Below are 24,123 nucleotides of genomic sequence, written 5' to 3' on the forward strand. Positions count from 1 at the left end.
TGGGATGCGCGGTATGGTGCGGCCATGACCAGCATCCGCAACATCGTCATCCTCACCGGCGCGGGCGTCTCGGCCGAGAGCGGCATCGACACCTTCCGCTCCGAAGGCGGCCTGTGGGAGCAGCACCGGGTCGAGGATGTCGCCACGCCAGAGGCGTTCGAGCGCGACCCCGACCTCGTCCTGCGCTTCTACGACATGCGCCGCGAAGCCATCCAGACCAAGCAGCCCAATGCCGCGCACCATGCGCTTGCGAAGCTGGACGCGGAGTGGGAAGGCGAACTGCTGATCGTCACCCAGAACGTCGACGACCTCCATGAACGCGCCGGTGCGCGCCGGGTGCTTCACATGCACGGCGAGCATCTCAACGCCTGGTGCACCGCCTGCGACGTGCGTTCGCCCTGGACGGGCACGCTGATCGACCGCCCCGCCTGTCCCGAGTGCGGCGAGGCGGCATTGCGTCCGGACGTCGTGTGGTTCGGCGAGATGCCCTACCAGATGGACGAAATCTTCGCGGCGCTGCGGGGCGCCGACCTGTTCGTCTCGATCGGCACCTCGGGCGCGGTCTACCCCGCCGCCGGTTTCGTCCGCAACGCGCGCGAGCTGGGTGCGGCGACGCTGGAACTCAACCTGGAGCCCAGTCAGGGAACCGCATGGTTCGACGAGGCACGCCATGGCCCGGCGACGAGAATCGTGCCGGAGTGGGTGGAGGAGGTGCTGGCAGGATAACGCCGCGGCCGGCCCCGCTGGCAGGGCCGTTTCAAGCGTACCCGGCGGTCCCCGCCTACGCGGGCACGACGAGGTCGCCGCAAGCCTTGCAGGCTGGGTCCTTGGCAATCTTCAAGGGCCGCATCGAGGGCGCCAGCCCGTCGATCAGGTGCAGCGTCCCGAACTGCGGCTCCCCGAATGCCGCGTGGCCGGCCAGCAGCACGCGCATCGCATGCATCGCCGCGAAAGTCCCGACCATGCCGACCATCGCGCCGAGCACGCCATCGGCGGCACAGGTGTCGCAGTCCACCGCGTCGAAGGCGTCGCCCACGAAGCAGCGGTAGCAGGGCTGGCCGGGCAGGTGCCCGGCGAAGTTGGCGACCTGGCCCTGGAAGCGTCCGATGGCGGCGGTGGTAAGCGGCACGCCCAGTTTCACGCAGGAATCTGACACCAGCAGCCGAGTCGCGAAGTTGTCACAGCCGTCCAGTACGAGGTCGGCGCCGGAAAGTATCTCGTGCGCGTTGTGATCCCCCAGGCGCGCCACCACGGGTTCGACCTTCAGGCCAAGATCAAAACGCCGCACCCATTCGGCTGCCGTTTCCGCCTTGGGCCTGCCGACATCCGATGGCGTATAAATCGTCTGACGCTGGAGGTTGCTGACGTCGATGACGTCATCGTCCACCAGGGTGAGGCGGCCTATGCCGGCTGCGGCGAGATACTGCAGGGAAGGACTGCCGATCCCGCCGCAGCCGACAAGCACGACATGCGCCTCGCTCAGCGCGACCTGGCCGGTGCCGCCCACTTCCGGCAGCACGATGTGGCGGGCGAATCGGCCCAGGCGGTCGGCGGTAAGGCTCATGTCCCGGCGCCGTCCTCGGGCAGGCGTTCCTTGATGAAGCCGTGCATGCCGTTCCACCACTGTACCGCGATCACGCCGCCCTTGGCCGGCTGGAGCATGCCCAGCATCATGACCAGCGCGAGCGGCACCAGGATCGCCATCATCGCCACCGGCCCCAGTTCGAAATCGCGCGAGAGCATGATGATGAGCGGCGCCATCAGATGGCCGGTCACGATCATCGCGATATAGGCGGGAAAGTCGTCCGCGCGCTGCGGTGTCAGGTCCAGCATGCAGACCGGGCAGCGCTCGCGTGGCTTGAGCCACTTGCGGAACAGGCTTGCCTGCTCGCAGCGCGGGCAGCGGCCGCGAATGCCGCGCCAGGCGGCCTGCGTGAAGGTGGCGGGAATCATGCCCGAGCGCCTACAGCATGCGCGGCAGGGGGTGAAGCGGCAAAGGCGCGGCGCCGGGCAACGACGCCCCGCCGCTTACAGCCCGAGGATGTGCACCTGGTTGCGACCGGCGTTCTTGGCCGCGTAGAGGGCCGCGTCGGCCTGCTTGGTGGCATCGCCCAGCTGCGCGAAGGCGCGCACCGGAGCGAGGCCGCAGGAGAAGGTGACCGCGCGGTCCTCGATGCCGAGCCCGTTGTCGAGGGCGACGGTGGCGCGCAGGCGCTCCATGACAAGGCGCGCCTCTTCGATGGTGGTATGCGGCAGCAGGACGGCGAACTCCTCGCCGCCCCAGCGCGCGGCGATGTCGCTGCGGCGCAGGTGGTCCTCGATCTTGCGGGCAAGAGACTGGAGGATGACGTCGCCGGTGGCGTGGCCGAACTCGTCGTTGATGAGCTTGAAGTGGTCGATGTCGATGATGCCGAGCACGGCATTGCTGCGACCGCGCAGGACCTGTTCGGCCGAATCGAGGAAGCCGCGGCGGTTGCGGATACCGGTGAGTGGATCGCGTTCGGCGGCGTCGACCAGCTGCTCGATGCGCGCGGCGGTGTCATTGGCGGCGGTGGTGACGCCGCTCAGGAGGCGGCCGACAAGGTCGTGGCCACCTTCGGGCACCACCACGATACGCTCGCCGTTCTGGATCGCCGCGAGCATCTCGGTGGCCGTGCCGATCGGCGCAAGCAGCGCATGGATGGCGGCGAGGCCAAGCCCCGTGCCGATCAACGTGGCCACCAGCAGCGTGAGAAGCGTACCGACCTGCCACTCGCCCGTCAGCGCCTGGAGCGCGACGCAGGCGAGGAGCGGAATATGGACCGCACCGAAGCAGAAGAAGAGTACCCGCCGCTCGTAGCTGCGGGGAAATAGAAATGCTGTTGCCCTGTAGAAGCGCATGGGGGGAATGCCTTCTTTCCGTTCGATGAGAATGAAACGCGATGTCGTTTCTTCGAATTACCGGAAAGAGACTTATGGAAGTGTTAACTTCTGCGCCCACACGCCTGTTTCCCGCCACGAGACGTTCATGGCGGGAGAATCTTCAACTTTCGAGCTGGCGCAGCAGCGAACGCACGTCGCCGTCCATGTCGGCATCGCGGGTCCGCAGTTCCTCGATCAGGCGCACGGCGTGGATCACCGTCGAGTGATCGCGGCCGCCGAACTTGCGGCCGATTTCGGGGTACGAACGCGGCGTCAGCACCTTGGCGAGGTACATCGCCACCTGGCGCGGGCGCACCACGGCGCGGGCGCGGCGCTTGGAGCTCATCTCGGTGCGGTCGATGCGGTAGAACTGGCAGACCGTGCGCTGGATCTCGTCGATCGTGATGCGGCGGCGGTTGGCCGACAGGATGTCTGTCAGCTGTTCCTCGGCCAGCTGGAGCGATACGGCCTGGCCGGTCAGCTGCGCATAGGCGATCAGCTTATTAAGGCCACCGACCAGTTCACGCACGTTGCGGTTGATGGTCCGGGCGAGGAATTCGATGACGTCTGCGGGCACGACGACCGAGGCGAAGCGCGTGAGGCGGCTTTCCAGGATCGAGCGGCGCAGTTCGATGTCGGCGGGCAGGATGTCGGCGACGAGGCCCATCGACAGGCGCGAGAGCAGGCGCGGCTCGACGCCGTCGAGCGCCTGGGGAGCGCGGTCGGCGGCGAAGACCAGCCGCTTGCCTTCCTGGAGCAGGGCATCGATCGTGTAGAGCAGCTCTTCCTGCGCCGAGGCCTTGCCGATGATGAACTGAATGTCGTCGACCAGCAGCAGGTCGAAGCCGCGCAGGCGCGACTTGAACTCGATCATCTGATTCTGGCGCAGCGCCTGGACGAACTCGACCATGAAGCGCTCGGCCGAGCAGTAGAAGATGCGGGCGTGCGGATGGCTGGCAAGATAGGCGTGGCCGATCGCGTGCAGCAGGTGCGTCTTGCCCTGGCCGGTCGCGGCCTTGAGGTAAAGCGGCGAGAACTGCGGCGTTTCGGTGGCGGCCATGCGCTGTGCCGCGTTGCAGGCCAGCACGTTGGAAGTGCCGGTCACGAAGCTGGTGAAGGTCTGCGAGGCGTCGATCCCGGCGGGACCCTGGCCCAGCGCAGCGAACGATTCGCCGGCCAGCGCCGCCGAAAGCGGGTCGATCGAACCCTGCGCCGAATCGTTGGCGGGCGCGCTCGACGGGCGGCCCCCGTTGCCCAGGCGCAGTTCGGGCAGCTGGCGGCGACCCGGGTGGACGAGAATACGCACGTGGCGCACGTCGGGGCGGGCGATCTTCCAGGCCAGCGAAAGCCGGTCCGCGAATCGGTCCGTGACCCAGTTCGCCGAGAATTCGGTCGGCAGGTAAAGGTCGAGCGTACCGGTTTCCGCGCAGTATGTGCCCGGCTGGATCGGCTTGATCCACTGGCTGTGCGCCTGATGGCCCAGATCCTTGCGCAGGCCCTGGCTGATGTCCGCCCAGTCCGCCGCCAGGTTTACGGCTTCCTGATCTTCTTCCATCGCTACTCGCACCGCCTTGGACTTCCTGTTCACGCCATTCGCACCTTGATCGACCGTCGGGTTCACCGCGGGGGGCACCGAGGGGTGACCTGCTGACGTATTTGACATCGGTCGAACCCCCTTGTTCGCGTGATTACCCAACGGCTGCGGAAAAAGGCTCGACATCGGAAGCGGCATTGGAAGGCGGAAAGGTAAAACCTTCCCCCAGCCGCAAACACATGTTTGCCGCCGTTGTTCCAGACGCTATCGATGTTTCCCCGGCCAGTTCCGCAACGGCCGAGGCCCCTTTTAGGAAGGCGTTTGCCCCACAAGCAAGACGGGCCTCCCCAAATAAATAAAATTATGGCTGTTGACTCACACGCGACCCGCCAATTTCCGTCGCCGAACTGTAATATGCTTTGAATTCAGAATGTTCCGCGACGCAGCGTCCCGAATCGCAGCATTTCCGCGAGTTTACAAAACCTCGTGCTGCACCGCAGCGAAAACAAAAACGGAGCCGGGATCGTCGACCCCGGCTCCGTTCCTGTTTCGTGCTTGAGACAGCTGTCCAGCAGCGGGCCTCAAATGCGAATCGGTATGCGCCTCAGAGCGCAGCGACGCGCTTGGTCAGGCGCGACAGCTTGCGCGCTGCCGTGTTCTTGTGGAGCACGCCGCGGGCAACGCCGCGAGCCAGCTCGGGCTGGGCAGCCTTGAGCGCTTCGGCCGCAGCGGCCTTGTCGCCGCCGTCGAGAGCCGATTCGACCTTCTTGACGAAAGTACGGATGCGGCTGACGCGGTTGGTATTGATCTCCGCGCGGCGATCGTTGCGACGGATGCGCTTGCGGGCTTGCGGCGTATTGGCCATCGAATTTCCTCTGTCTGGCCCCCCAACTGCTGACTGGGCGGCCTATGCCTAACGAATCTGCTGTGGCGAGCGGACTCGCCGGAAAGCGCGGCCCTTAGCGATGAAGGCGCTTTGCGTCAACAAAAGACAGGCGCGGCAAACCGCCTATTTCTGGCACTTGCGGCACCAGAAGGTGCTCCGTCCGCCCTGTACGAAGCGCAGGACGGGCGCTCCGCACGAGCAGGAGTCGCCCTCGCGCCCGTAGACCTGCCACGAGGCGGCGAAATAGCCCAGTTCGCCATTGGGCTGTGCATAGTCGCGGATGGTGGAGCCACCCGCCGCGATCGATTCGCCCAGCACCGTCTGGATTGCGGGCACCAGCCGGGAAAGGGCTGGGAGCGTGACGAGGCCCGCCGCCTTGTCTGGACGGATACCTGCGCGGAACAGCGCTTCGCAGACGTAGATATTTCCGAGCCCGGCGACGATCGTCTGGTCGAGCAGCATCTGCTTGATCGGCGCGACGCGGCCGGAGAAGGCGTTCTGCAAGTGACGCGGGGTCAGGCCATCCCCGAGCGGCTCGGGGCCGAGCGCGGCGAAGGGCCCCCACGAATCGAGGTCCGCCGTCGGCACGAGGTCGACCGAGCCGAACCGGCGTGCATCATTGAGCGCAAGGACGTGGCCGGAGCCGGTCTCCAGCACGAGGTGGTCGTGCTTGTCGGGCGTCTCGGGCTCTATTCGCCAGCGGCCCGACATGCCGAGGTGGAAGACCATTGTCTCGTCGCGATCGGTATGGATCAGCCCGTATTTGGCCCGGCGGCCCATTCCCGTCACCCTGGCGCCGGTCAGCACCTGGACGAGGTCGGGCGGGAACGGGCGGCGCAGGTCCGGGCGGTTGACCGCGACGCGCGTGATCCGCTCGCCTTCGAGGAACCGTGCAAGGCCGCGGACCGTGGTTTCGACTTCTGGAAGTTCTGGCATCGTGCGATGCAGATAGGGATACTCTGCGGCCGCGCCAATGCCGGGTGCCGACGCTTTGGGCAATCGCTCTCGCCAGCGACTCGCCCTGCCGCTAAGGCGTCGCGCATGCCTGAATCCCGATCGAACGCGCGTGCCTTCTTCCTGCTCGGCCTCGTCATGCTGTTCTGGGCGGGGAACTCGATCACCGGCCGGGCCGTGCGCGATGACATCCCGCCCTTCACGCTGGCCTTCGGGCGCTGGCTGGTCGCGGTGCTGGTGATAGCGCCGTTCGCCGCGCGCAAGCTGGTGGCGGAGCGGGCGGCGGCGCTGGCAGGGTGGCGCTGGATCCTGGCGCTGGGGTTCCTGGGCATCGTCTGCTTCAATGCCTTCATCTACTCCGGACTGCATCATACCACCGCCGCTAATGCGCTGCTATTGCAGGCTTCGATACCGGCGCTGGTACTCGTGCTCGACCGGGCGATCTTCGGGACGCGGGCCACGGGGCTGCAGATCATGGGCGTCGTCGCCTCGACGCTGGGCGTGGTGTGGATCGTGTTTCGCGGGGATATGTCGGCATTGTCGAGCCTACGTCTCGGCGTCGGCGATGCGCTGATCCTCTGCGGGGTGCTCGTCTGGGCGCTTTATACCGTGCTGCTGCGCAGGAAGCCGGCCATCTCGGCCTCGAGCTTCCTGCTGCTGGTCTTCGTGATCGGCGCACTCGCGATGGCGCCGCTGGCGGTATGGGAGTGGCGGCAGGGACTGTCGATCTCGTGGAGCCCCCGGGTGCTGGCGGCCTTCGCTTATGTCGGGGTGTTTCCTTCGGTCCTCGCCTACTTCATATACAACACCGCAACCGCGCGGCTTGGCGCAGGACGGGCGGGGCAGGCGATCACGCTGATGCCGCTGTTCGGAGCGCTGCTCTCCGCGCTTCTGCTCGGCGAGCGGCTGGAGAGCTACCACATAGCCGGCATGGCCCTGATCCTCGCGGGCATCGTGATCGCCGCAATGGCATCACGTCCTGGACGCTCGAAGCAAAACTAAGGTGGCGCCCCCTCGCGCGGATGGTTAGAGGACTGACCCCATGAGCGAAACCAGCGATACCGTTTCCTTCGGCTACGAAGAAGTCCGTCCCGAGGAGAAGGAAGAGCGCGTTGGCGCCGTCTTCTCCGCCGTCGCGCGCAAGTACGACATCATGAACGACGCGATGTCGGGCGGCATGCACCGGGTCTGGAAGGACAAGTTCGTGCGCCGCGTAAAGCCGCGCGCGCACGAACAGATCCTCGACATGGCGGGCGGCACCGGCGACATCGCCTTCCGCATGGAGAAGGCGGGCGCGCGCATCACCGTCTCGGACATCAACCAGGACATGCTAGACGTCGGCATCGAGCGCGCCATGGACCAGGGGATCGACACCCTCGTCTGGTCGCGCCAGAACGCCGAGGAGCTGACGTTCGACGACCGTTCCTTCGACGCCTACACGATCGCCTTCGGTATCCGGAACGTCACCCGCATCGACAAGGCGCTGGCCGAGGCGCACCGCGTGTTGAACTACGGCGGGCGCTTCTTCTGCCTCGAATTCTCGACCACGGAATGGCCGGGCTTCAAGGAAGTCTACGACGCCTATTCGCACAAGCTGGTTCCCAAGATCGGCCAGATGATCGCGGGGGATGCCGATTCGTACCGCTACCTCATCGAATCGATCCGCCGCTTCCCGCCGATGCCCGAGTTCGAGCGCATGATCCGCGAGGCCGGCTTCAAGCACACCAAGGTCGAGCCGATCATGGGCGGCCTCGTCGCGATCCATTCGGGCTGGAAGGTCTGAACGCCGCGTGACCAGCACCCCCGTCCACATCTGGCGCCTGCTCAAGTGGGGCCGCATCCTCGCGCGCCACGGGGCGCTGCGCGGGATCGAGAACGACCGCAACGCCCCCGCGCCGGTGAAGCGCCTGTGCCGGATCGCCCGCTTCGGCACGCGCCAGTCTCCCGAGCCTGACTATGCCGGCGCTTTCCAGGAGATCGGCCCCGCCGCGATCAAGCTCGGCCAGGCCCTTGCGACCCGGCCCGATCTTGTCGGCGAGATCCCCGCGCGCAATCTGCTGACCCTGCAGGACAGCCTGCCGCCGGTGCCCTTCGCGGCGATCCGCGCGCAGATCGAGAGCACGTTCGGACGCCCGCTCGATGCCCTGTTCGCTTCGATCGACGAGGAGCCGGTCGGCGCCGCTTCGATCGCGCAGGTCCACCGCGCGGTGACGCCTGATGGACGCAAGGTCGCGGTCAAGGTCCTGCGTCCGGGCATCCGCGAGCAATTCAGCCGCGATGTCGAGACTTACGAATGGGCCGCGGCGCACCTCGAGGCGCTGGGCGGCGAGGCGACGCGCCTGCGTCCGCGCGCGGTCATCGCCAACCTCAAGCGCTGGACCCTGCGCGAATTCGACCTCCGGCGTGAGGCGGCCTCGGCCTCCGAACTGTCCGATGCGATGAAGGGCATCGAGGACTACCGCGTCCCCGCGATAGATTGGGACCGCACCAATGGCTCGGTGCTGACGCTCGAGTGGATCGACGGCATCAAGATGAGCAACCTCGGCGCGCTGCGCGAGGCGGGGTACGACCTGCCCGCGCTGGCCCGGCGGCTGGTGCTGACCTTCCTGACGCAGGCGATATCGGGCGGCTTCTTCCATGCCGACATGCACCAGGGCAATCTGTTCGTGCAGGGCGGGGCGGATCGCCACACGACCATCGTCGCGATCGACTTCGGCATCATGGGCCGGATCAACCGGCAGGCGCGGCTGTGGCTGGCGGAAATCCTTTATGGGCTGACGACCGGCAACTACATCCGCGTCGCCGAAATCCACTTCGAGGCACAGTATGTGCCCAGCTATCACACCGTCGAGGAGTTCGCGACGGCGCTGCGCGCGGTGGGCGAACCGATGCGGGGCAAAGCGGTGTCGGAACTGTCGGTCGGCCAGATGCTCGACGGCCTGTTCGCGATCACCCGTGACTTCGACATGGCGGTGCAGCCGCACCTGCTGCTGCTGCAGAAAACCATGGTCATGGTCGAGGGCCTGGCCACCGCGCTCGATCCGACGATCAACATGTGGGACGTATCGGGCCCCTTCGTGAAGGGCTGGATCCGCGACGAACTCGGCCCCGAGGCGGTGATCGTCGATCGCCTGCGGACGGACGTCGATACCCTCCTGCGCCTGCCTGCGCTTGTCCGACGGATCGAGGAACGCTTCCCGCCCAAGGGCGGCGCTCCCGAACAGGCGCCGCTGCCAGAGGTGGAGATCTTCTGGTCTCGTAAACGCGAAAGTAACCACTGGGGCGGCTATGCTCTCGCCGCAATCCTCGGGGGCACTGCGGCGTGGGCACTGACGTACTGGACACTTCTGGCCTGAGCGCCGCGACCCCTGCCGCATCGGCGGGGTGGTTCGCGCGCCTGACGCCGCTCGCCGCGCGAGCGGTGCTCGCGGTGCTGGTGGTAGTCCTCGTCGCCTCGATGATCGTGCCGACCAACAAGCCGGGCAACCGCTCGCCCTGGCTCGGTCCGGTGGAGGGCCCGGTCGATTCGGGCGGTCGGGCCGTCGATACGCCGGACAAGCCCTATGACGAGGATATCGCCCTCTACGAAGTTGCTATCGAGCGCATCGCCAGAGGCGAGAACTACTACGACTTCATCGTACCGGAGCAGCGCGCACGCGACTACCCGGTGAACCCCGGCATCGCCGTACGCCTGCCGACGCTCGCCCACATCGACGCCTGGCTCGGCAAGACCGGGCAGCTCGTCGCCGCGATCGCGCTGATGCTGGCGATCATTGCGGTGTGGTGGCAGCGCCTGGGCGAGGAGGCCGAGGATCGCGGCCGCGTGCGGCGGCTGGGCACGGCGCTGGTGTTCGTCGGCGCCTCGCTGGGGCTCAACCGCCATTACTTCCCGCTTCACGAACTGTGGGCCGGCGGGCTCATGGCGCTGTCCTTCGGCCTGCACCGGATCGGGCGGAACGGGCAGGACGGCCGCTGGGTCGCGGCATTTCTCGTGGCCGCGCTGGCGCTGGCCATCCGCGAGCATACACTGCCCTATGTCATGCTCATGGCGGCCTTCGCGCTGTGGCAGCGCAACTGGCGCGAGGGCGCGGCGTGGAGCCTGCTCATTCTGCTGTTCTTCGCTGGGCTCTACTGGCACCTCTCGCTCATTGCGCGCGACGTGCTGCCGAGCGACCGCCACGGCCCGCCCTGGCTGGTGCTGCGGGGCATGACGGGCTGGCTCGCCAATGTCGTGCAGTCGAGCAACCTGCGCTGGCTCCCGCATTTCCTTGCCGGGCCGGCGGTGATCCTGATGACCTTCGGCTGGCTCGGCTGGCGCAGCCGGTCGGGGCTCTTCGGCTTCGTGCTCTGCGCGGGCTACGGCGCAGCCTTCATGATCGCGGGACGATGGGACAACTTCTACTGGGGCGCGATGATCGCGCCGGCCATGTTCGCCGGAATCGTCTTCGCGCCGCGCGCGGTTTCCCAGCTGTGGGCGGCAGGGGCTTCGCCCACAACCACAGGGCGGGGTAATCGTTCATAAGTCCGTCACCCCCGCGAAGGCGGGGGCCCCGCTTACGTGCGCGCCCGAAGGAACAAGCGGGCTCCCCGCCTGCGCGGGGATGACGGGTCGGGGAGCGCGGACTGGTTGCGACGCCCCTTCCGCTGCAAACTGATTGCACGACCTTTCCGGCTGTTGCACAAGCCCGGATCATGAACGGACCCCGGATTCTGCTCGTCGTCGGCGGCGGCATCGCTGCCTACAAGTCCTGCGAACTCGTCCGCACCATCCGCAGGAACGGCGGTTCGGTCACCTGCGTCCTGACCGATGGCGGGTCGAAGTTCGTGACTCCGATGACTTTGGCGGCGCTTTCCGAAAAGCCCGTCCACACTACGCTCTGGGACCTCAAGAACGAAGCGGAGATGGGCCACATCCAGCTCAGCCGGGAGGCCGACCTCGTGGTGGTCTGCCCTGCCACCGCCGATCTCCTGGCCAAGATGGCCGCTGGCATCGCCGACGATATCGCGACGACTCTGCTGCTGGCGACCGACAAGCCGGTCATGGCGATCCCGGCGATGAACGTGCGCATGTGGCAGCACGCCGCCACCGTGCGCAACGTCGCGACCCTGCGCGGTGCCGGTGTCGACGTAATGGAGCCCGACGAAGGTCCGATGGCCTGCGGCGAGTTCGGACCCGGCCGCCTGCCCGAGATCGACGCGATCTGGCAGCGGATCGTCTGGGCGCTCGGCGGTGAGGCGCCGCAGCCGCGATCCTCGCTCGCCGCCAAGGGCGATGCCCGCCCGGCGCCGCCCACCGACCCCGACGCCATCAACCATCTCGTCACCGGAGGGGCCGCCGCGCAGCCCTTCGATGCGCTGGCAGGGCAGCCCGATTTCGATCGCGGCACCGAGCACCGCCCCCTCTACGGCCGCCACGTTCTCGTCACCGCCGGGCCGACGTGGGAGCCGATCGACCCGGTGCGCTACATCGCCAACCGCTCGTCCGGCAAGCAGGGCTTCGCCATCGCAGCCGCCGCCGCCGAGGCCGGCGCGCGGGTGACGCTGGTGTCGGGCCCGGTGCATCTAACGACACCCCCGGGTGTGGATCGGGTCGACGTCGAAAGTGCGCTCGAAATGGCCGAGGCGGTGGAACAGGCGCTTCCGGCCGACGTCGCCGTCATGGTCGCCGCCGTTGCCGACTGGCGGGTCGCGCGCTCTGCCGACCAGAAGCTCAAGAAGGTGGGGGGCGGCATTCCCGCGCTCGAACTTACCGAGAACCCGGACATCCTTGCCACCCTCGGCCGGAGCGCGCACCGCCCGCCGCTGGTGATCGGCTTCGCCGCCGAGACACAGGACGTCATCCGCTACGCCCAGGAAAAGCGCGTCCGCAAGGGCGCCGACTGGATCATCGCCAACGACGTCTCGGGCGACGTCATGGGTGGCGATGCCAACGCCGTCCACATCGTCACCGCGGATGAGGTGACTACGCTTCCCGAAATGCCCAAGGAGGATGTCGCGCGCATCCTCGTCGAAAGGTTTACCGATGCACTCCCCCGCTGAAGTCCCCGTCATGGTCAAGGTGCTGCCCCACGGCGAGGGACTGGACCTGCCCGCTTACGCCACCGAAGGCGCGGCAGGCATGGACGTGGTCTCGGCAGAGGACGTGACGCTGGCTCCCGGCGCTCGCCATGCGGTAGCGACCGGGCTGTCGGTGGCGATTCCCGCCGGGTTCGAAATCCAGGTGCGTCCGCGCTCGGGCCTTGCGCTCAAGCACGGCATCAGTGTGCCCAATGCGCCGGGCACCGTCGATTCGGACTATCGCGGCGAACTCAAGGTCATCCTGATCAATCTGGGGGCCGAGCCCTTCTCGATCCTGCGCGGCGACCGCGTGGCGCAACTGGTGCTTGCGCCGGTGACTCGCGCCTCCTGGCTGAAGGTCGAGGAACTCGAGGAGACAGTGCGCGGAGAGGGCGGTTTCGGTTCGACAGGCGGAGTCGTTGCGCTGGGTAACTGACTGCCGCGCGTCTCGCTCAATCCTCGCCCTTGCCCCGCTGGCGGCGGGCCCTGCGCCAGCGGAGGCCGTACCAGCCGGCCCCGCCAAGGCCGCCGATCATCACCGCACCCTTGGCGAGCGTTTCGAACGCGGTGGTCAGCGCTCCGATCGTGACGCCCCAGAAGAGCTGGGACATGATGGCCATGAAATTATGCATCGGTCAGGGTAATCCGGGTGGGAGTCGGCCTTCCATAGCAAAAGGGCGGGCCCGCATGAATTCAGCGGACCCGCCCCTCGGTGTCTCCCACTCTTTGCAGGGGAGCCTGTCAGTGAAATCTCGTCAGAAGGTCACTTCTTCTCGGGCGCAACGGTAATGCGCACGGTCTCTCCGGAGTTCCCGGGGAAATTCGTGAAGATCGCTTCGACCAGGTTGGGCACGAGATACTGCAGGCGATTGGAAGAGGAAACCGCCTCGGCCTTGCCTTCGAAGAGGCGCTGGCCGTCCGCCGCGCGATCGATCTTCAGGCCGACGCCGCTGGTGAAGACGGTATAGGACTGGATGCCGGCGTCGAAGAACGGGTCGTAGAAGCCATACCGCCACGGGCCGCCATAGCCGCCCCAACCGCCGAAGCCCCGGCGTCCATAGAAGCCGCCGCCGAAGCCGCCGTACCCGCCCCAGGGGCCCCAGTAGGAGCTGGCCATCGGGGTGGAACGCACGCGCTCGCGGCCGCCATCGACGCCGTAGTCGAAGCGCACGACGAGGTTGGCGCGGGCAGGGTCCTCGACCGGCACGTAGCCGACCTTTGCCATGCGTTCGCGCACTAGCGAGGCATACTGCGCGAACTCGAGGCCGCCCGAGAGCTTGGGATCGTCAGCGACGATGGCGAAAGTCTGGCCCGAAGGGGCCGGCAACTGCGACTGGAAGCGCGAGACGTCGGCCTTGAACGGCGTCGTACAGGCCGCCACGGCCATGAGCAGCGCGGCGGCTGCGACAAGCCGGAGCCTGCCTATCTGGAATCGGGAATGGTCTTTCATCATTGTCTGCTCCACGAACCCCGAAGAGCCCCTGACGCCCATCCCCGGCGCGGCCTTCGATTCTTTGCGATCCTGTCGTAAAATCAATGCCCTGAATAGCGGTTGAATGAACTCGGCGTACGACGGGCTGCGCAGCCCGTTCACCCGCCATCCAACTGACCGGACGACTTGATCGCTCGCCCTTCATGTAGGAAGGATGGAAGGCGATGAACAGCCCGGTCCCCATACTTTCGCTCCAGTGCGGCAAGGTCGCCCCGTTCCGCGGTCCCGACGAGCCGAGCGCGATCGGCAAGGTCCCGGTCGCAGGGCGAATCCGCGTGCACCGGCTCGGGCTGGAGGGCGACGCGCAGGCCGACCTTTCGGTGCATGGCGGGCCGGACAAGGCGATCCACCACTATCCGCACGACCACTATGCCTTCTGGCGCGGCGCCATCGGCGACCACCCGCTGCTGGGCGACTACGGCGCCTTCGGCGAAAACATCTCCACCACCGGGCTGACCGAGGACACCGTCTGCATCGGCGACCGCTGGCGGCTGGGCACCGCGCTCGTCGAGGTCAGCCAGGGGCGCCAGCCCTGCTGGAAGCTCGATCACCGCTTCGACGGCGCCAAGGTCAACGCGGTGTGCATCAGGTCGCGGCGGCCCGGCTGGTACTACCGTGTGGTCGAGGAAGGCGAGGTCGAGGCGGGCGAGGCGATGGAACTGGTCGATCGCCCGTTCCCGGAGTGGAACGTGGCGCGCGTCTTCGGCCTGCTCATCGCCGGCGACCACAGGACTGACCGCGCCGGGCTCGAGGCGCTGGGCGCAGTCACCGCGCTGGCCGCGCCGTGGGCGTGGCGACGGGAGAAGCTGCTCGGCTGAGCGGTTGCTTGGCGCGCAAGTTGATGAAAGGCATGCGCGGGCCGCCTATGAGGCGCGGCGGGGTGGGATTACCGGACGATGCAAAGGGCCGGCCGGATTTTGGCAGGTGCCGGCGATGTAGGAAAGCGGGTTCGCGACCAGGACTGCGTGCTCTCAATGAGATATTTAAAACCCCCCATCGTGCCCGGCTCGACCGGGACCGATGGCGTTGCTTCAGGCGCGGCCTTGCCGAGAGCCTGCGCGGCTCGGCCAGCGGTGCCCGCTTTCGCGGGGACGACGGTCAGCCCCGGACGAGGCCCAGCGCCTGGTACGTCTTCTCGAGCGTGGGGATCGCCAGCGCGCGGGCCTTGGCCGCGCCCGCCCGCAGGATCGCGTCGAGCGCCGCGGTATCCTCGCGCAGGGCGACGAAGCGTTCGTTGATCGGCGCCAGCTTCTCGACCAGCAGTTCGCCCAGCGCGGGCTTGAACTTGCCGAAGCCTTCGCCGCCGAACTCGCGGAGCACCGCATCGACGCTGGTGCCCGCCATCACCGCGTAGATCGCGACGAGGTTCTTGGCCTCGGGCCGCCCTTCGAGACCGGCCTTGCCCGAGGGCAGCGGCTCGGGGTCGGTCTTGGCCTTCTTGACCTTCTGCATGATGGTGTCGGCGCTGTCGGTCATGTTGATGCGGCTCATGTCGGAGGGGTCCGACTTGCTCATCTTCTGGGTGCCGTCGCGCAGCGACATGATCCGCGCCGCCTCGGGCGGGATGAACGGCGCGGGCAGGGTGAACAGCGGCGCCTCCTGGCCATCGAGGTCGGTCGGGCAGAAGTCGTTGTTGAACTTCTGCGCGATGTCGCGCGCCAGTTCGAGGTGCTGCTTCTGGTCCTCGCCCACGGGGACGTGGGTGGCCTGGTAGAGCAGCACGTCGGCGGCCTGCAGCACCGGGTAGGTGAACAGCGCGACGCTGGCGCCCTCGCGGTTCTTGCCGGCCTTGTCCTTCCACTGCGTCATGCGGTTCAGCCAGCCCATGCGCGCGGTGCCGTTGAGCAGCCACTGCATCTCGGAGTGCTGGGGCACCTGCGCCTGGTTGAAGAGGATCGAGCGTTCAGGGTCGATGCCGCAGGCGACCAGCGCCGCGACCATCTCGCGGGTGTTGGCGCCGAGGTCCTCGGGCACGTGCGGCATCGAGATCGCATGGAGGTCGGCGAGGAAGTAGAGGCACTCGCCGCCCTCGGCCGCGACCTGCTCCTGCATCGCCACCCAGTTGCGGATCGCGCCCAGGTAGTTGCCGAGGTGCAGGTTGCCGGTGGGCTGGATGCCGGAGACGATACGCATGGAATTCCCGTTTCGGATGATCGGTTAGCGGCGGTGCCGCAGGAGCTTCAGGTCCTCGCGGGTAAACGCTCCCGAGACCATTGTGGCGAGCCCATAGACGAGGCAGCCGGCCGAGACTAGCACCGCCAGCGTCAGCCCGCGCACGGCCCACGTCCCGTGGAGGTAAGGCGTCATCAGTCCCTGCCCGAACCACAGCGCGACGCCCATAGCCACCGCCGCCAGCGCGAGCCGGGGCGCGCGCCGCCGCAGCCTTGCATCGACGACGAAATGGCCGCGCTTCACCAGCGTCCAGTAGAGCATGGCGACGTTGACGGTGGAGGCGATCGCGGTCGCCAGCGGCGGACCCATGTGCTGCAGCGGCACGATCAGGATGAGATTGCCCACCAGGTTCACCACCATCGAGATCATCGCGTAGCGCACCGGCGTACGGGTATCCTGGCGGGCGTAGAAGCCCGGCGTCAGCACCTTGACGAGGATGTAGCTGGGCAGCCCGATCGAGAACGCCGCAAGCGCCTCGGCGGTGCGGGCGACATCGACGGCGTCGAACTTGCCGTAGCCGAACAGCGCGGCCGCGATCGGCCCGCCGCAGACGATCAGCGCCACGGCGGCGGGCAGGGTGAGCAGCAGCGCGAGTTCGAGCCCGCGGTTCTGCGTCTCCATCGCCGCAGCCTCCTGCCCGGAACCGAGCTGGCGCGAGATGGTGGGCAGCAGCACGGTGCCGAGGCCGATGCCGATCAGGCCGAGGGGGAGCTGGTTCAGCCGGTCGGCCATGTAGATGTAGGTCACCGAGCCGTGCGCCAGCAGGTAGGCGGCCAGCGCGGTCGAGATGACGAGGTTGATCTGCACCGCGCCCGCGCCGGCGGCTGCGGGCAGCACCAGCTTGAGCAGCTGCTTCACGTCGGCGTTCCACACCGGCATGCGCAGCCGCATCGACACCCCGTTGGCGCGGCAGGCCCAGACCAGCCACAGCAGCTGCAGCGCGCCCGATACCGAGACGCCGATCGCCTGGTTGCGCGCGGTGACGAGCGGGTCGTCTGCATGGAAGCCCAGCAGCGCGACGATCAGCGTCAGGTTCAGCAGGATCGGCGCGGCGGCGTTGACCCAGAACTTGTTCATCGAATTGAGGATGCCGCCCAGCAGCGACACCACGCTGATGAGCGCAAGATAGGGGATGGTGATCCGGCTGAGCGTGACCGCGAAGGCGAACTGGTCCGTGGTGACGTCGTTGAACCCGCCCGAGAGCATCAGCGTCACCGGCCAGGCCAGCACCTCGAGCACCACGGTCATCGCGATCAGGATCGGCAGCAGCACCGACAGCGCCTGCTCGGCGAAGAGGATGCCGGCCGGCAGGCCCAGCCCACTGGTGTCGCCGACCTTCTTGTTGAACATCGGGATGAACGCCGAGGCGAAGGCCCCTTCCGCGAACAGCGCGCGGAACATGTTGGGCAGCCGGAAGGCGATCAGGAACGCGTCGGACGCGAACCCCGCGCCGACGAAGCGCGCGAACAGGCTGTCGCGCACGAGGCCGAGCACGCGGCTGGCCAGCGTCAGTCCGCCGACGCTGGCGAGGGCCTTGGCGAGGTTCATGGAGCTGAAGCCAATTCGATCAAGGCACTGTCCCCATCCGTTCGTGTCGAGCGAAGTCGAGACACGCAGGCGCTGCGTGTGGTGTCTCGATTTCGCTCGACACGAACGGGGGTGTCGTTTGAAATCGAAATCCGTTCACTCGCCCTTCGGTTGTCGAAGGGCGAGTGAAGACCGCTCAGGCGTGGCCGGCGGGCTCACCCATGCCGGATTCGGCCTGCGCGGCCTGGGCCTGCAACTGCTGGACGTAGAGGCCGTTGAAGTCGATCGGCTCGAGCATGAGCGGCGCGAAGCCCGCATCGCGCACGGCGTCGGCGATGACGCGGCGGGCGAAGGGGAACAGGATGCGCGGTGCTTCGGCGAACAGGAAGGCATGGCCCTGCTGCTCCTCCAGGTTGCGCATGCCGACGAGGCCGCAGTAGCTCAGCTCGACTGCGAAGGCGACGCCGGCGCTTGTGCGCGACGAGCAGGTGATCTTGAGCTCGACCTCGTGGACCTCGCCCTCGATCGCGCGCGCGCCGATGTTGAACTGCACGTCGACTTCCGGCTGTTCCTGCCAGGCGAAGCTCTCCGGCGAGTTCGGGTTCTCGACCGAGAGGTCCTTGACGTACTGCGAGATGATCCCGGCTGCGGGCGCGCTGTCCTCGTCGTTGCCGAGGTTGAGGTCGGAAATGATGTTGCCTTCGTCGGCCATCTGATGATCGTCCCGAAAATGAAAACTGAAAATGGGCGTGGGTGCGCGCCTAAAACATTTTGCAGGATCGGGGAACACCCGAGCATCCGGAAAATTGTAGTCGGCATGTCCCAATAGGTCGCGTAGCGCGCGCAGGAGTGGGCGGATCGCCACGAAACCGGCTTCGGCCGGGCGAAAAAATACCGGAGCCCGCCGCTCACGCGTTGTTCATTTGTAATGACTACCTATCTGGGGCTATGTTGGAGAGCTTAAGGCACGACGCGCCGGAGTCTCTCCGTGAGGCTCCGCCCAGCGCCGGAGCCGACCGCCGCTGCTCTCGGATGTCGATAGCCGATATCCACGGCGCAGACCTTGCGGACAGAAGGGATGGATTTAGGGACGTGACACCGGAAATAGTGATCCTGGCCATGATCGCAGCCTTCCTTGGCCTGCGGCTCTACTCCGTGCTTGGCCGCCGCGCGGAGCATGAAGAAGAGCCGATCCAGGGCCGTTTCGAAGGACGCCAAGGCCAGCAGCCGGGTGCTCCCCGCGTCGCCGCGCCCGCCAAGCCCGATGCTCGCGGTGAAACCCGCTCTCAGCAGCCGCAGCGACTGCGCGAGATGCCGCTGGCCTCACCTTCGGTCGAGCGCGGTCTTGCCGAGATCGCGCAGGTCGACCGCCGCTTCGATGCTGCCGCCTTCGTCGAAGGTGCGCGCGGCGCCTACCGGATGATCCTTGAAGCCTTCTGGAAGGGCGACAAGGCCGAACTGCGCAATCTTTGCGACGACGACGTCTACGCCGGGTTCTCGGACGCCATCGACGCGCGCGTCGCCGCCGGTGAAACGCTCGACAACCGTCTGATCCGCATCGAGGAAACCACGCTGGTCGCTGCCGGGGTGGACAGCGGGTTCGCGCGCATCACCCTGCGCTTCCGCACGGACGTCGCCGCCGTCACCCGCAGCGCTGACGGTGTCGTCATCGCCGGTTCGCTCGACGATGCGATCGAGGCTATCGACGTGTGGACCTTTGGTCGCGCGGTCAACTCGCCTGATCCCGACTGGCTGCTCGAAGAGACCGACGAAGGTTGATCGCCCAGCAGGGTTTGATATCCATTCGCGCCTGAACTGCCCCGCGCCTTCGTGCGTGGGGCTTTGGCGTTAAGGGGAGGGCGATCTTGCAGCTTTGGGGGAAAGCGCCGTCTATCGCCGGCAGGTCTGCGCGCGCAGTTCTGATGGCGACGATGGTGACGGCGCTCGCCGCTTGCGGCGGCATCGTTCCCAATACTGGCGGACCTTCGCCGGGCCACAAACCGACGGCCCCTTCGGTTAGGCCAGGTCCCTCTGCGTCGCTGCCGCCGCCGCAGAATGCGCTGGTCATGGGCGTACGCGCCGGGCCTGCCGTTTCCTCCCTGCCGATGACCGCTGTCAAGGCTGCTGGCGCACTCGCGTCGTTCCGCGAGAGCTGCGCGCGGCTGACCTCGCGTACCGATGGCAGCGGCCTGACCCGGCCTGCCGACTGGCGCCCGGCCTGCGCCGCAGCAGCTGGCTGGGGGACGGCTTCGGCGATCGGTTTCTTCGCCAGCTATTTCGAGACCGCGCGCGTGGGCGACGGCAGCGCCTATGCCACCGGTTACTACGAGCCTGAGATCGCCGGATCGCGCACGCCCCTGCCGGGCTATGCGCAGCCGGTCTACGCCTTCCCGCCCGACCTCGTGCGCGCCCGGTCCGGTGATGCCGCGCCGTTGGCCAGTGGACGGATGCCGCTGGGCCGCTATGGACCGGACGGCAGGTTTACCAGCTACTTCGACCGCGCGCAGATTACGAACGGGGCTCTTGCGGGGCAGGGTCTGGAAATCGCCTGGGCCGCCGATCCGGTGGAGTTCTTCTTCCTCCAGGTCCAGGGTTCGGGCCGCCTCGTAGCGCCGGACGGCACGGTGACGCGTATAGGCTACGCCGGGCAGAACGGGCTCGCCTATACCGGCATCGGCGGCGTCATGCGCGAGCGGGGGCTGGTGGGCTCGGGACCGGGGCAGTATTCCGGCTCGATGCAGGGCATCATGCAGTACATCCGCGAGCATCCCGTGGAAGGCCGCGCGCTGATGAACGCCAACCGTTCGTGGGTCTTCTTCAAAGTGCTGAACGGCGACGGGCCGATCGGCGCCCTGAACGTGCCGGTGCGCGGCGGCGCCTCGGTCGCCGCCGATCCGCGCTTCGTGCCGCTCGGCGCCCCGGTCTGGCTCGATCTCGATCGTCGCGAGGCGAACGGCGTGTGGATCGCACAGGACACCGGCGGCGCCATCAAGGGCGCCAACCGCTTCGACACCTTCTGGGGCGCGGGCGCGCGGGCGCGCACGATCGCGGGCGGCATGAGCGGGCGGGGCAGTGCCCTGGTGCTTGTCCCCCGGGGAACGCTCGCGAGACTGGGTGCCGGGCTGGGCACGCGATGAGACGTCCGGGGCGCAGGCTCACGCCCGAGGAGGCGCAGGTCTGGGCGCTGTTGGCGCGCACGGTGAAGCCGCTGGTCGCTCCCCGCAAGGAAGGCGAATGGCCGAAGCTCGCACCCGAGCCGCCACCGTCCGCGCCGCTACCACCACCCAAGCGCTTGAAAGGCCGCGTGCCGCCCTCGCTTGCGCCGAAGCCCGTTCCCGTGAAACCCAGGGCGGAAGCGCCTGCTCACTTAGACGGTTCGTGGGACAAGCGCATCACCAAGGGGACCCTGGTTCCGGACTTCAGCCTCGACCTGCACGGCTCGACGCTCGACCAGGCCTATTCGCGGCTGATGCACGGGCTCGTGCAGGCCAAGTCGATGGGCGCGCGGGTGGTGCTGGTCGTCACCGGCAAGCCGCGCCCGGTGGACGCTGCCGATCGCGGCACTGCGCGGGGCGCCATCCGTGCCAAGGTTGCGGACTGGCTCGCGGCGAGCGACCACGCCTCCGATATCGTCGCCATTCGCGGTGCCCACCGCCGCCACGGCGGACAGGGGGCGATCTACGTGGTGCTGAAGAAGCGGCGCTGAACGGCGATCAAGGACGAGTCCGATACGGAGCGTTCACAAGTGATCGCAAGTTATCAAGTCATGGCAGACATGGGGTAAATTCGGGAACGACGGCCTTCGTACAGCGCCGCATCCGATGCAAAAACGGCTGCCCCGATTTTGAATAGCCGGCCCGAAAAGTTATGATCCTGTCCCGGGACAGAGCGTTGGCCTGCCAGGGCGGCGATCGACGGGGGAACGGGGATGCCGCTGTATTACTTCCATGTGCAGGATGGGCGCGATCAGGATTTCGACGGGGTCGACCTTCCCGATCTTCATGCCGCGCGGCAGGAGGCCATTCGTTTCGCCGGCTACCTGATCCAGCAGGCGGCGGAGAATTTCCTCGTTGGTGAGCTGTGGTCGATGCAGGTCTGCGATGAGGCAGGCGCGCGCCACATGACGCTCGAGTTTTCGGTACTCGACGAACCGGGTGCGGCGGCCTGACGCGCAACGGGCGGAAGTCTTCCGACTCCCGCCCGCCTCTCGTTATCGCCTGCGGCTCAAGCGGCCTTGGCGGCCTGCCCGGCCTGGGCGATCTCTTCCGGGGCCTCGTTGCGGATCAGGTAGTCGAACGCGGAAAGCGCCGCCTTCGACCCTTCGCCCATGGCGATGATGATCTGCTTGTAGGGCACCGTGGTCACGTCGCCCGCGGCGAAAATGCCGGGGAGGTTGGTGGCGGCCTTCTCGTCGATCATGATCTCGCCGCGCGGCGACAGCTGCACGCCCGAGTCCTTGAGCCATTCGGTGTTGGGCACCAGCCCGATCTGGACGAACACGCCTTCCAGTTCGACCTTGTGCTCCACCCCGGTCTCGCGGTCCTTGTAGACCAGCGCGCTGACCTTCTCGCCGTCGCCTTCGACCTCGGTGGTCTGGGCGGAGGTGAAGATGTCGACGTTCTTCATCGAGGCCAGCTTGTCGACCAGGACCTGGTCGGCGCGCAGCTTGGAGTCGAACTCGACCAGGGTGACGTGGCCGACGATGTTGGCGAGATCGATCGCCGCCTCGACGCCGGAGTTGCCGCCGCCGATCACCGCCACGCGCTTGCCCTTGAACAGCGGGCCGTCGCAGTGCGGGCAATAGGCCACGCCCTTGTTCTTGTACTGCTCCTCGCCGGGAACGCCGAGGTTCCTCCAGCGCGCGCCGGTGGTGAGCACGAGGCTGCGGGCTTTCAGCGAGGCGCCGTTGGCGAACACGACCTCGTGGTAGCCGCCCAGCTGGGTGGCCGGGATCAGCTTCTCGGCGCGCTGCAGGTTCATCACGTCGATGTCGTATTCGGCGACGTGCGATTCCAGCGCGGCGGCGAGCTTGGGACCTTCGGTGTAGGGAACCGAGATGAAGTTCTCGATGCCCATGGTGTCCTGCACCTGGCCGCCGAAACGCTCGGCGGCGATGCCCGTGCTGAAGCCCTTGCGCGCGGTGTAGACCGAGGCCGCTGCCCCGGCGGGGCCGCCGCCGACGATCAGCACTTCGAAAGGCTTCTTCTCGGCCAGCTTTGCGGCGGCCTTGGCGTCGGCGCCGGTGTCGAGCTTGGTGAGGATCTCCTCGACGCTCATCTTGCCCGAACCCCACATCTTGCCGTTCAGGAAGACGGCGGGGACGGCCATGACGCCGCGCTCCTCGACTTCGGCCTGGAAGGTGCCGCCCTCGATCAGCGTCGCGTTGACGTGCGGGTTGTTGAGCGACATCAGCGTCAGCGCCTGCACCACGTCGGGGCAGTTGTGGCACGAGAGCGAGAAGTACATCTCGAACTCGGTGCCGCCTTCGAGCTGGCGGATCTGCTCGAGGACCTCGTCGGAAACCTTGGGCGGGTGGCCGCCGGCCCACAGCAGGGCGAGGACCAGCGAGGTGAACTCATGGCCGAGTGGCAGGCCGGCGAAGCGCACCCAGGCGCTAGCGTCGCTCGCGCGGCGGATGATGAAGCTTGGACGGCGCGCGTCGTCGCCGTCGAAACTGGCGGTGACCTTGTCCGAGAGCGAGGCGATGGTGGTCAGCAGCTCGCGGGTCTCGGCGGACTTCGCATCGTCGCCGAGAGAGGCGACGAGCTCGATCGGCTCGCGCAGCATGGCGAGATATTGCGAGAGCTGTTGCTTCAGGGTGGCGTCGAGCATGGTCGTGGGTCCTTTGGAAATTGCGTTGGGAGAAAGGGGGCGGCCCGGGGCATGTTCCCGCCGGCCGTGCCCTATGCACTGGGCGATAGGGCGCGGCTCGGGGGAGGGGGAAACCCCGGGCCGCGCACCTTCACGCGACCCGAAGGGTGTCGCGGGTAGTTTTAGATCTTGCCGACGAGGTCGAGCGAAGGAGCAAGCGTCTCGCTGCCTTCTTCCCACTTGGCCGGGCAGACCTGGCCGGGGTGCTCGCGCCAGTACTTGGCGGCCTTGATCTTGCGGACGAGCTCGACCGCGTTGCGGCCCACGCCCTCGGGGGTGATTTCGACCAGCTGGATGACGCCGTCCGGATCGACCACGAAGGTGGCGCGGTCTGCAAGGCCGACGCCTTCGCGCAGCACGCCGAAGTTGTTGGTCAGGGCGTGGTTCTGGTCACCGAGGAAAGCGTAGGTGAGCTTGCCGATGGTCTCCGAGGTGTCGTGCCAGGCCTTGTGGCTGAAGTGCGTGTCGGTCGAAACGCCGAACACTTCCACGCCGAGGCCCTGGAGCGTCGCATACTGATCGCCGAGGTCTTCGAGCTCGGTGGGGCAGACGAAGGTGAAGTCTGCGGGGTAGAAGAAGAACACGGCCCACTTGCCGGCGATGTCCGCCTCGGTGACGTCGAAGAAGTCCTTGCCTGCCTGGAAGGCGGTGTTCTGGAACGGCTTGATGTGGCTGCCGACGATACCCATGGATATATTCTCCCTCAGTGGGTGGTTGAAACTGACGAGA

Annotated in this window: 25 protein-coding genes; 12 read left to right on the forward strand and 13 right to left on the reverse strand. The window is 67.2% G+C overall.

What is annotated here, in order from left to right:
• The first annotated feature begins 24 nt into the window (after positions 1 to 24).
• The gene (locus tag AC07M9_RS02175; protein WP_494880942.1) at positions 25 to 726 is read left to right on the forward strand and encodes an NAD-dependent deacylase; all 702 of its coding nucleotides are present in this window, start codon (positions 25 to 27) and stop codon (positions 724 to 726) included.
• Between the two features lie 55 nt (positions 727 to 781).
• Here the strand turns inward: AC07M9_RS02175 and AC07M9_RS02180 are convergent, their stop codons facing one another.
• From AC07M9_RS02180 to mutM, 6 genes are all read right to left on the reverse strand, one after another.
• Positions 782 to 1,564, reverse strand: a complete 783-nt coding sequence (locus tag AC07M9_RS02180) for a HesA/MoeB/ThiF family protein (RefSeq protein WP_494880943.1) — start codon at positions 1,562 to 1,564, stop codon at positions 782 to 784.
• Positions 1,561 to 1,953 carry a DUF983 domain-containing protein gene (locus AC07M9_RS02185; protein ID WP_494880945.1) on the reverse strand — a complete coding sequence of 131 codons (393 nt, stop codon included), beginning with the start codon at positions 1,951 to 1,953 and terminating at the stop codon, positions 1,561 to 1,563. Before AC07M9_RS02185 ends, AC07M9_RS02180 begins: the two co-directional genes overlap by 4 nt.
• Before the next feature lie 75 nt (positions 1,954 to 2,028).
• Positions 2,029 to 2,880 (reverse strand): GGDEF domain-containing protein, encoded by an 852-nt coding sequence (locus AC07M9_RS02190; RefSeq protein ID WP_494880947.1) that lies wholly within the window; start codon positions 2,878 to 2,880, stop codon positions 2,029 to 2,031.
• Positions 2,881 to 3,022: 142 nt separating this feature from the next.
• Positions 3,023 to 4,456 (reverse strand): chromosomal replication initiator protein DnaA, encoded by a 1,434-nt coding sequence (dnaA, locus tag AC07M9_RS02195; protein ID WP_494883868.1) that lies wholly within the window; start codon positions 4,454 to 4,456, stop codon positions 3,023 to 3,025.
• A gap of 583 nt (positions 4,457 to 5,039) precedes the next feature.
• Entirely contained in the window at positions 5,040 to 5,300 is a 261-nt protein-coding gene (gene rpsT / locus AC07M9_RS02200; protein WP_494880949.1) for a 30S ribosomal protein S20, read from the reverse strand.
• Between the two features lie 144 nt (positions 5,301 to 5,444).
• A complete protein-coding gene (gene mutM / locus AC07M9_RS02205) occupies positions 5,445 to 6,257 on the reverse strand; it encodes a bifunctional DNA-formamidopyrimidine glycosylase/DNA-(apurinic or apyrimidinic site) lyase (RefSeq protein ID WP_494880951.1) in 813 nt (270 codons plus the stop codon).
• 105 nt (positions 6,258 to 6,362) lie between these two features.
• Between mutM and AC07M9_RS02210 the strand changes: the two genes are divergently transcribed.
• The 6 genes from AC07M9_RS02210 (at position 6,363) to dut (ending at position 12,768) form a co-directional block, all read left to right on the forward strand.
• Positions 6,363 to 7,277: a DMT family transporter gene (locus tag AC07M9_RS02210; RefSeq protein WP_494880952.1), complete on the forward strand. Its 915-nt coding sequence runs from the start codon at positions 6,363 to 6,365 to the stop codon at positions 7,275 to 7,277.
• 40 nt (positions 7,278 to 7,317) lie between these two features.
• A complete protein-coding gene (locus AC07M9_RS02215) occupies positions 7,318 to 8,058 on the forward strand; it encodes a class I SAM-dependent methyltransferase (protein WP_494880954.1) in 741 nt (246 codons plus the stop codon).
• A gap of 7 nt (positions 8,059 to 8,065) precedes the next feature.
• Entirely contained in the window at positions 8,066 to 9,631 is a 1,566-nt protein-coding gene (gene ubiB, locus AC07M9_RS02220; protein ID WP_494880956.1) for a 2-polyprenylphenol 6-hydroxylase, read from the forward strand.
• Positions 9,598 to 10,797 carry a hypothetical protein gene (locus tag AC07M9_RS02225; RefSeq protein ID WP_494880957.1) on the forward strand — a complete coding sequence of 400 codons (1,200 nt, stop codon included), beginning with the start codon at positions 9,598 to 9,600 and terminating at the stop codon, positions 10,795 to 10,797. The genes ubiB and AC07M9_RS02225 overlap by 34 nt, the downstream gene beginning before the upstream one ends.
• A 170-nt stretch (positions 10,798 to 10,967) precedes the next feature.
• A complete protein-coding gene (locus AC07M9_RS02230) occupies positions 10,968 to 12,314 on the forward strand; it encodes a bifunctional phosphopantothenoylcysteine decarboxylase/phosphopantothenate synthase (protein WP_494880959.1) in 1,347 nt (448 codons plus the stop codon).
• Positions 12,298 to 12,768: a dUTP diphosphatase gene (dut, locus tag AC07M9_RS02235; RefSeq protein WP_494880961.1), complete on the forward strand. Its 471-nt coding sequence runs from the start codon at positions 12,298 to 12,300 to the stop codon at positions 12,766 to 12,768. Before AC07M9_RS02230 ends, dut begins: the two co-directional genes overlap by 17 nt.
• 16 nt (positions 12,769 to 12,784) lie before the next feature.
• On the opposite strand, the gene AC07M9_RS02240 is transcribed toward dut, so the two are convergent.
• The gene (locus AC07M9_RS02240) at positions 12,785 to 12,952 is read right to left on the reverse strand and encodes a hypothetical protein (RefSeq protein WP_494880963.1); all 168 of its coding nucleotides are present in this window, start codon (positions 12,950 to 12,952) and stop codon (positions 12,785 to 12,787) included.
• Positions 12,953 to 13,095: 143 nt separating this feature from the next.
• Entirely contained in the window at positions 13,096 to 13,782 is a 687-nt protein-coding gene (locus AC07M9_RS02245) for a DUF4136 domain-containing protein (RefSeq protein WP_494880965.1), read from the reverse strand.
• Positions 13,783 to 13,988: 206 nt separating this feature from the next.
• Here AC07M9_RS02245 and AC07M9_RS02250 point away from each other — a divergent pair, with 206 nt between their 5' ends.
• The gene (locus AC07M9_RS02250) at positions 13,989 to 14,642 is read left to right on the forward strand and encodes an MOSC domain-containing protein (RefSeq protein WP_494880967.1); all 654 of its coding nucleotides are present in this window, start codon (positions 13,989 to 13,991) and stop codon (positions 14,640 to 14,642) included.
• A gap of 280 nt (positions 14,643 to 14,922) precedes the next feature.
• On the opposite strand, the gene trpS is transcribed toward AC07M9_RS02250, so the two are convergent.
• From trpS to secB, 3 genes are all read right to left on the reverse strand, one after another.
• A complete protein-coding gene (trpS, locus tag AC07M9_RS02255) occupies positions 14,923 to 15,957 on the reverse strand; it encodes a tryptophan--tRNA ligase (protein ID WP_494880969.1) in 1,035 nt (344 codons plus the stop codon).
• A 24-nt stretch (positions 15,958 to 15,981) separates the two neighbouring features.
• Entirely contained in the window at positions 15,982 to 17,544 is a 1,563-nt protein-coding gene (murJ, locus tag AC07M9_RS02260) for a murein biosynthesis integral membrane protein MurJ (protein ID WP_494880971.1), read from the reverse strand.
• Positions 17,545 to 17,719: 175 nt separating this feature from the next.
• Positions 17,720 to 18,235 (reverse strand): protein-export chaperone SecB, encoded by a 516-nt coding sequence (gene secB / locus AC07M9_RS02265; protein WP_494880973.1) that lies wholly within the window; start codon positions 18,233 to 18,235, stop codon positions 17,720 to 17,722.
• Positions 18,236 to 18,615: 380 nt separating this feature from the next.
• Between secB and AC07M9_RS02270 the strand changes: the two genes are divergently transcribed.
• From AC07M9_RS02270 to AC07M9_RS02285, 4 genes are all read left to right on the forward strand, one after another.
• A complete protein-coding gene (locus AC07M9_RS02270; protein WP_494880975.1) occupies positions 18,616 to 19,302 on the forward strand; it encodes a Tim44/TimA family putative adaptor protein in 687 nt (228 codons plus the stop codon).
• A gap of 143 nt (positions 19,303 to 19,445) precedes the next feature.
• Positions 19,446 to 20,660: a murein transglycosylase A gene (gene mltA, locus AC07M9_RS02275; protein WP_494880976.1), complete on the forward strand. Its 1,215-nt coding sequence runs from the start codon at positions 19,446 to 19,448 to the stop codon at positions 20,658 to 20,660.
• A complete protein-coding gene (locus tag AC07M9_RS02280) occupies positions 20,657 to 21,229 on the forward strand; it encodes a Smr/MutS family protein (protein WP_494880977.1) in 573 nt (190 codons plus the stop codon). The genes mltA and AC07M9_RS02280 overlap by 4 nt, the downstream gene beginning before the upstream one ends.
• 222 nt (positions 21,230 to 21,451) lie before the next feature.
• The gene (locus tag AC07M9_RS02285; RefSeq protein ID WP_494880978.1) at positions 21,452 to 21,691 is read left to right on the forward strand and encodes a DUF6894 family protein; all 240 of its coding nucleotides are present in this window, start codon (positions 21,452 to 21,454) and stop codon (positions 21,689 to 21,691) included.
• Positions 21,692 to 21,747: 56 nt separating this feature from the next.
• Here AC07M9_RS02285 and ahpF read toward each other — a convergent pair whose 3' ends face one another.
• Together ahpF and ahpC are read right to left on the reverse strand one after the other, a co-directional pair.
• A complete protein-coding gene (gene ahpF, locus AC07M9_RS02290) occupies positions 21,748 to 23,355 on the reverse strand; it encodes an alkyl hydroperoxide reductase subunit F (protein ID WP_494880980.1) in 1,608 nt (535 codons plus the stop codon).
• Positions 23,356 to 23,516: 161 nt separating this feature from the next.
• Entirely contained in the window at positions 23,517 to 24,083 is a 567-nt protein-coding gene (gene ahpC / locus AC07M9_RS02295) for an alkyl hydroperoxide reductase subunit C (RefSeq protein ID WP_494880981.1), read from the reverse strand.
• Positions 24,084 to 24,123: the final 40 nt, after the last annotated feature.

This window comes from Novosphingobium sp. GW821-FHT09E05, assembly GCF_059416165.1.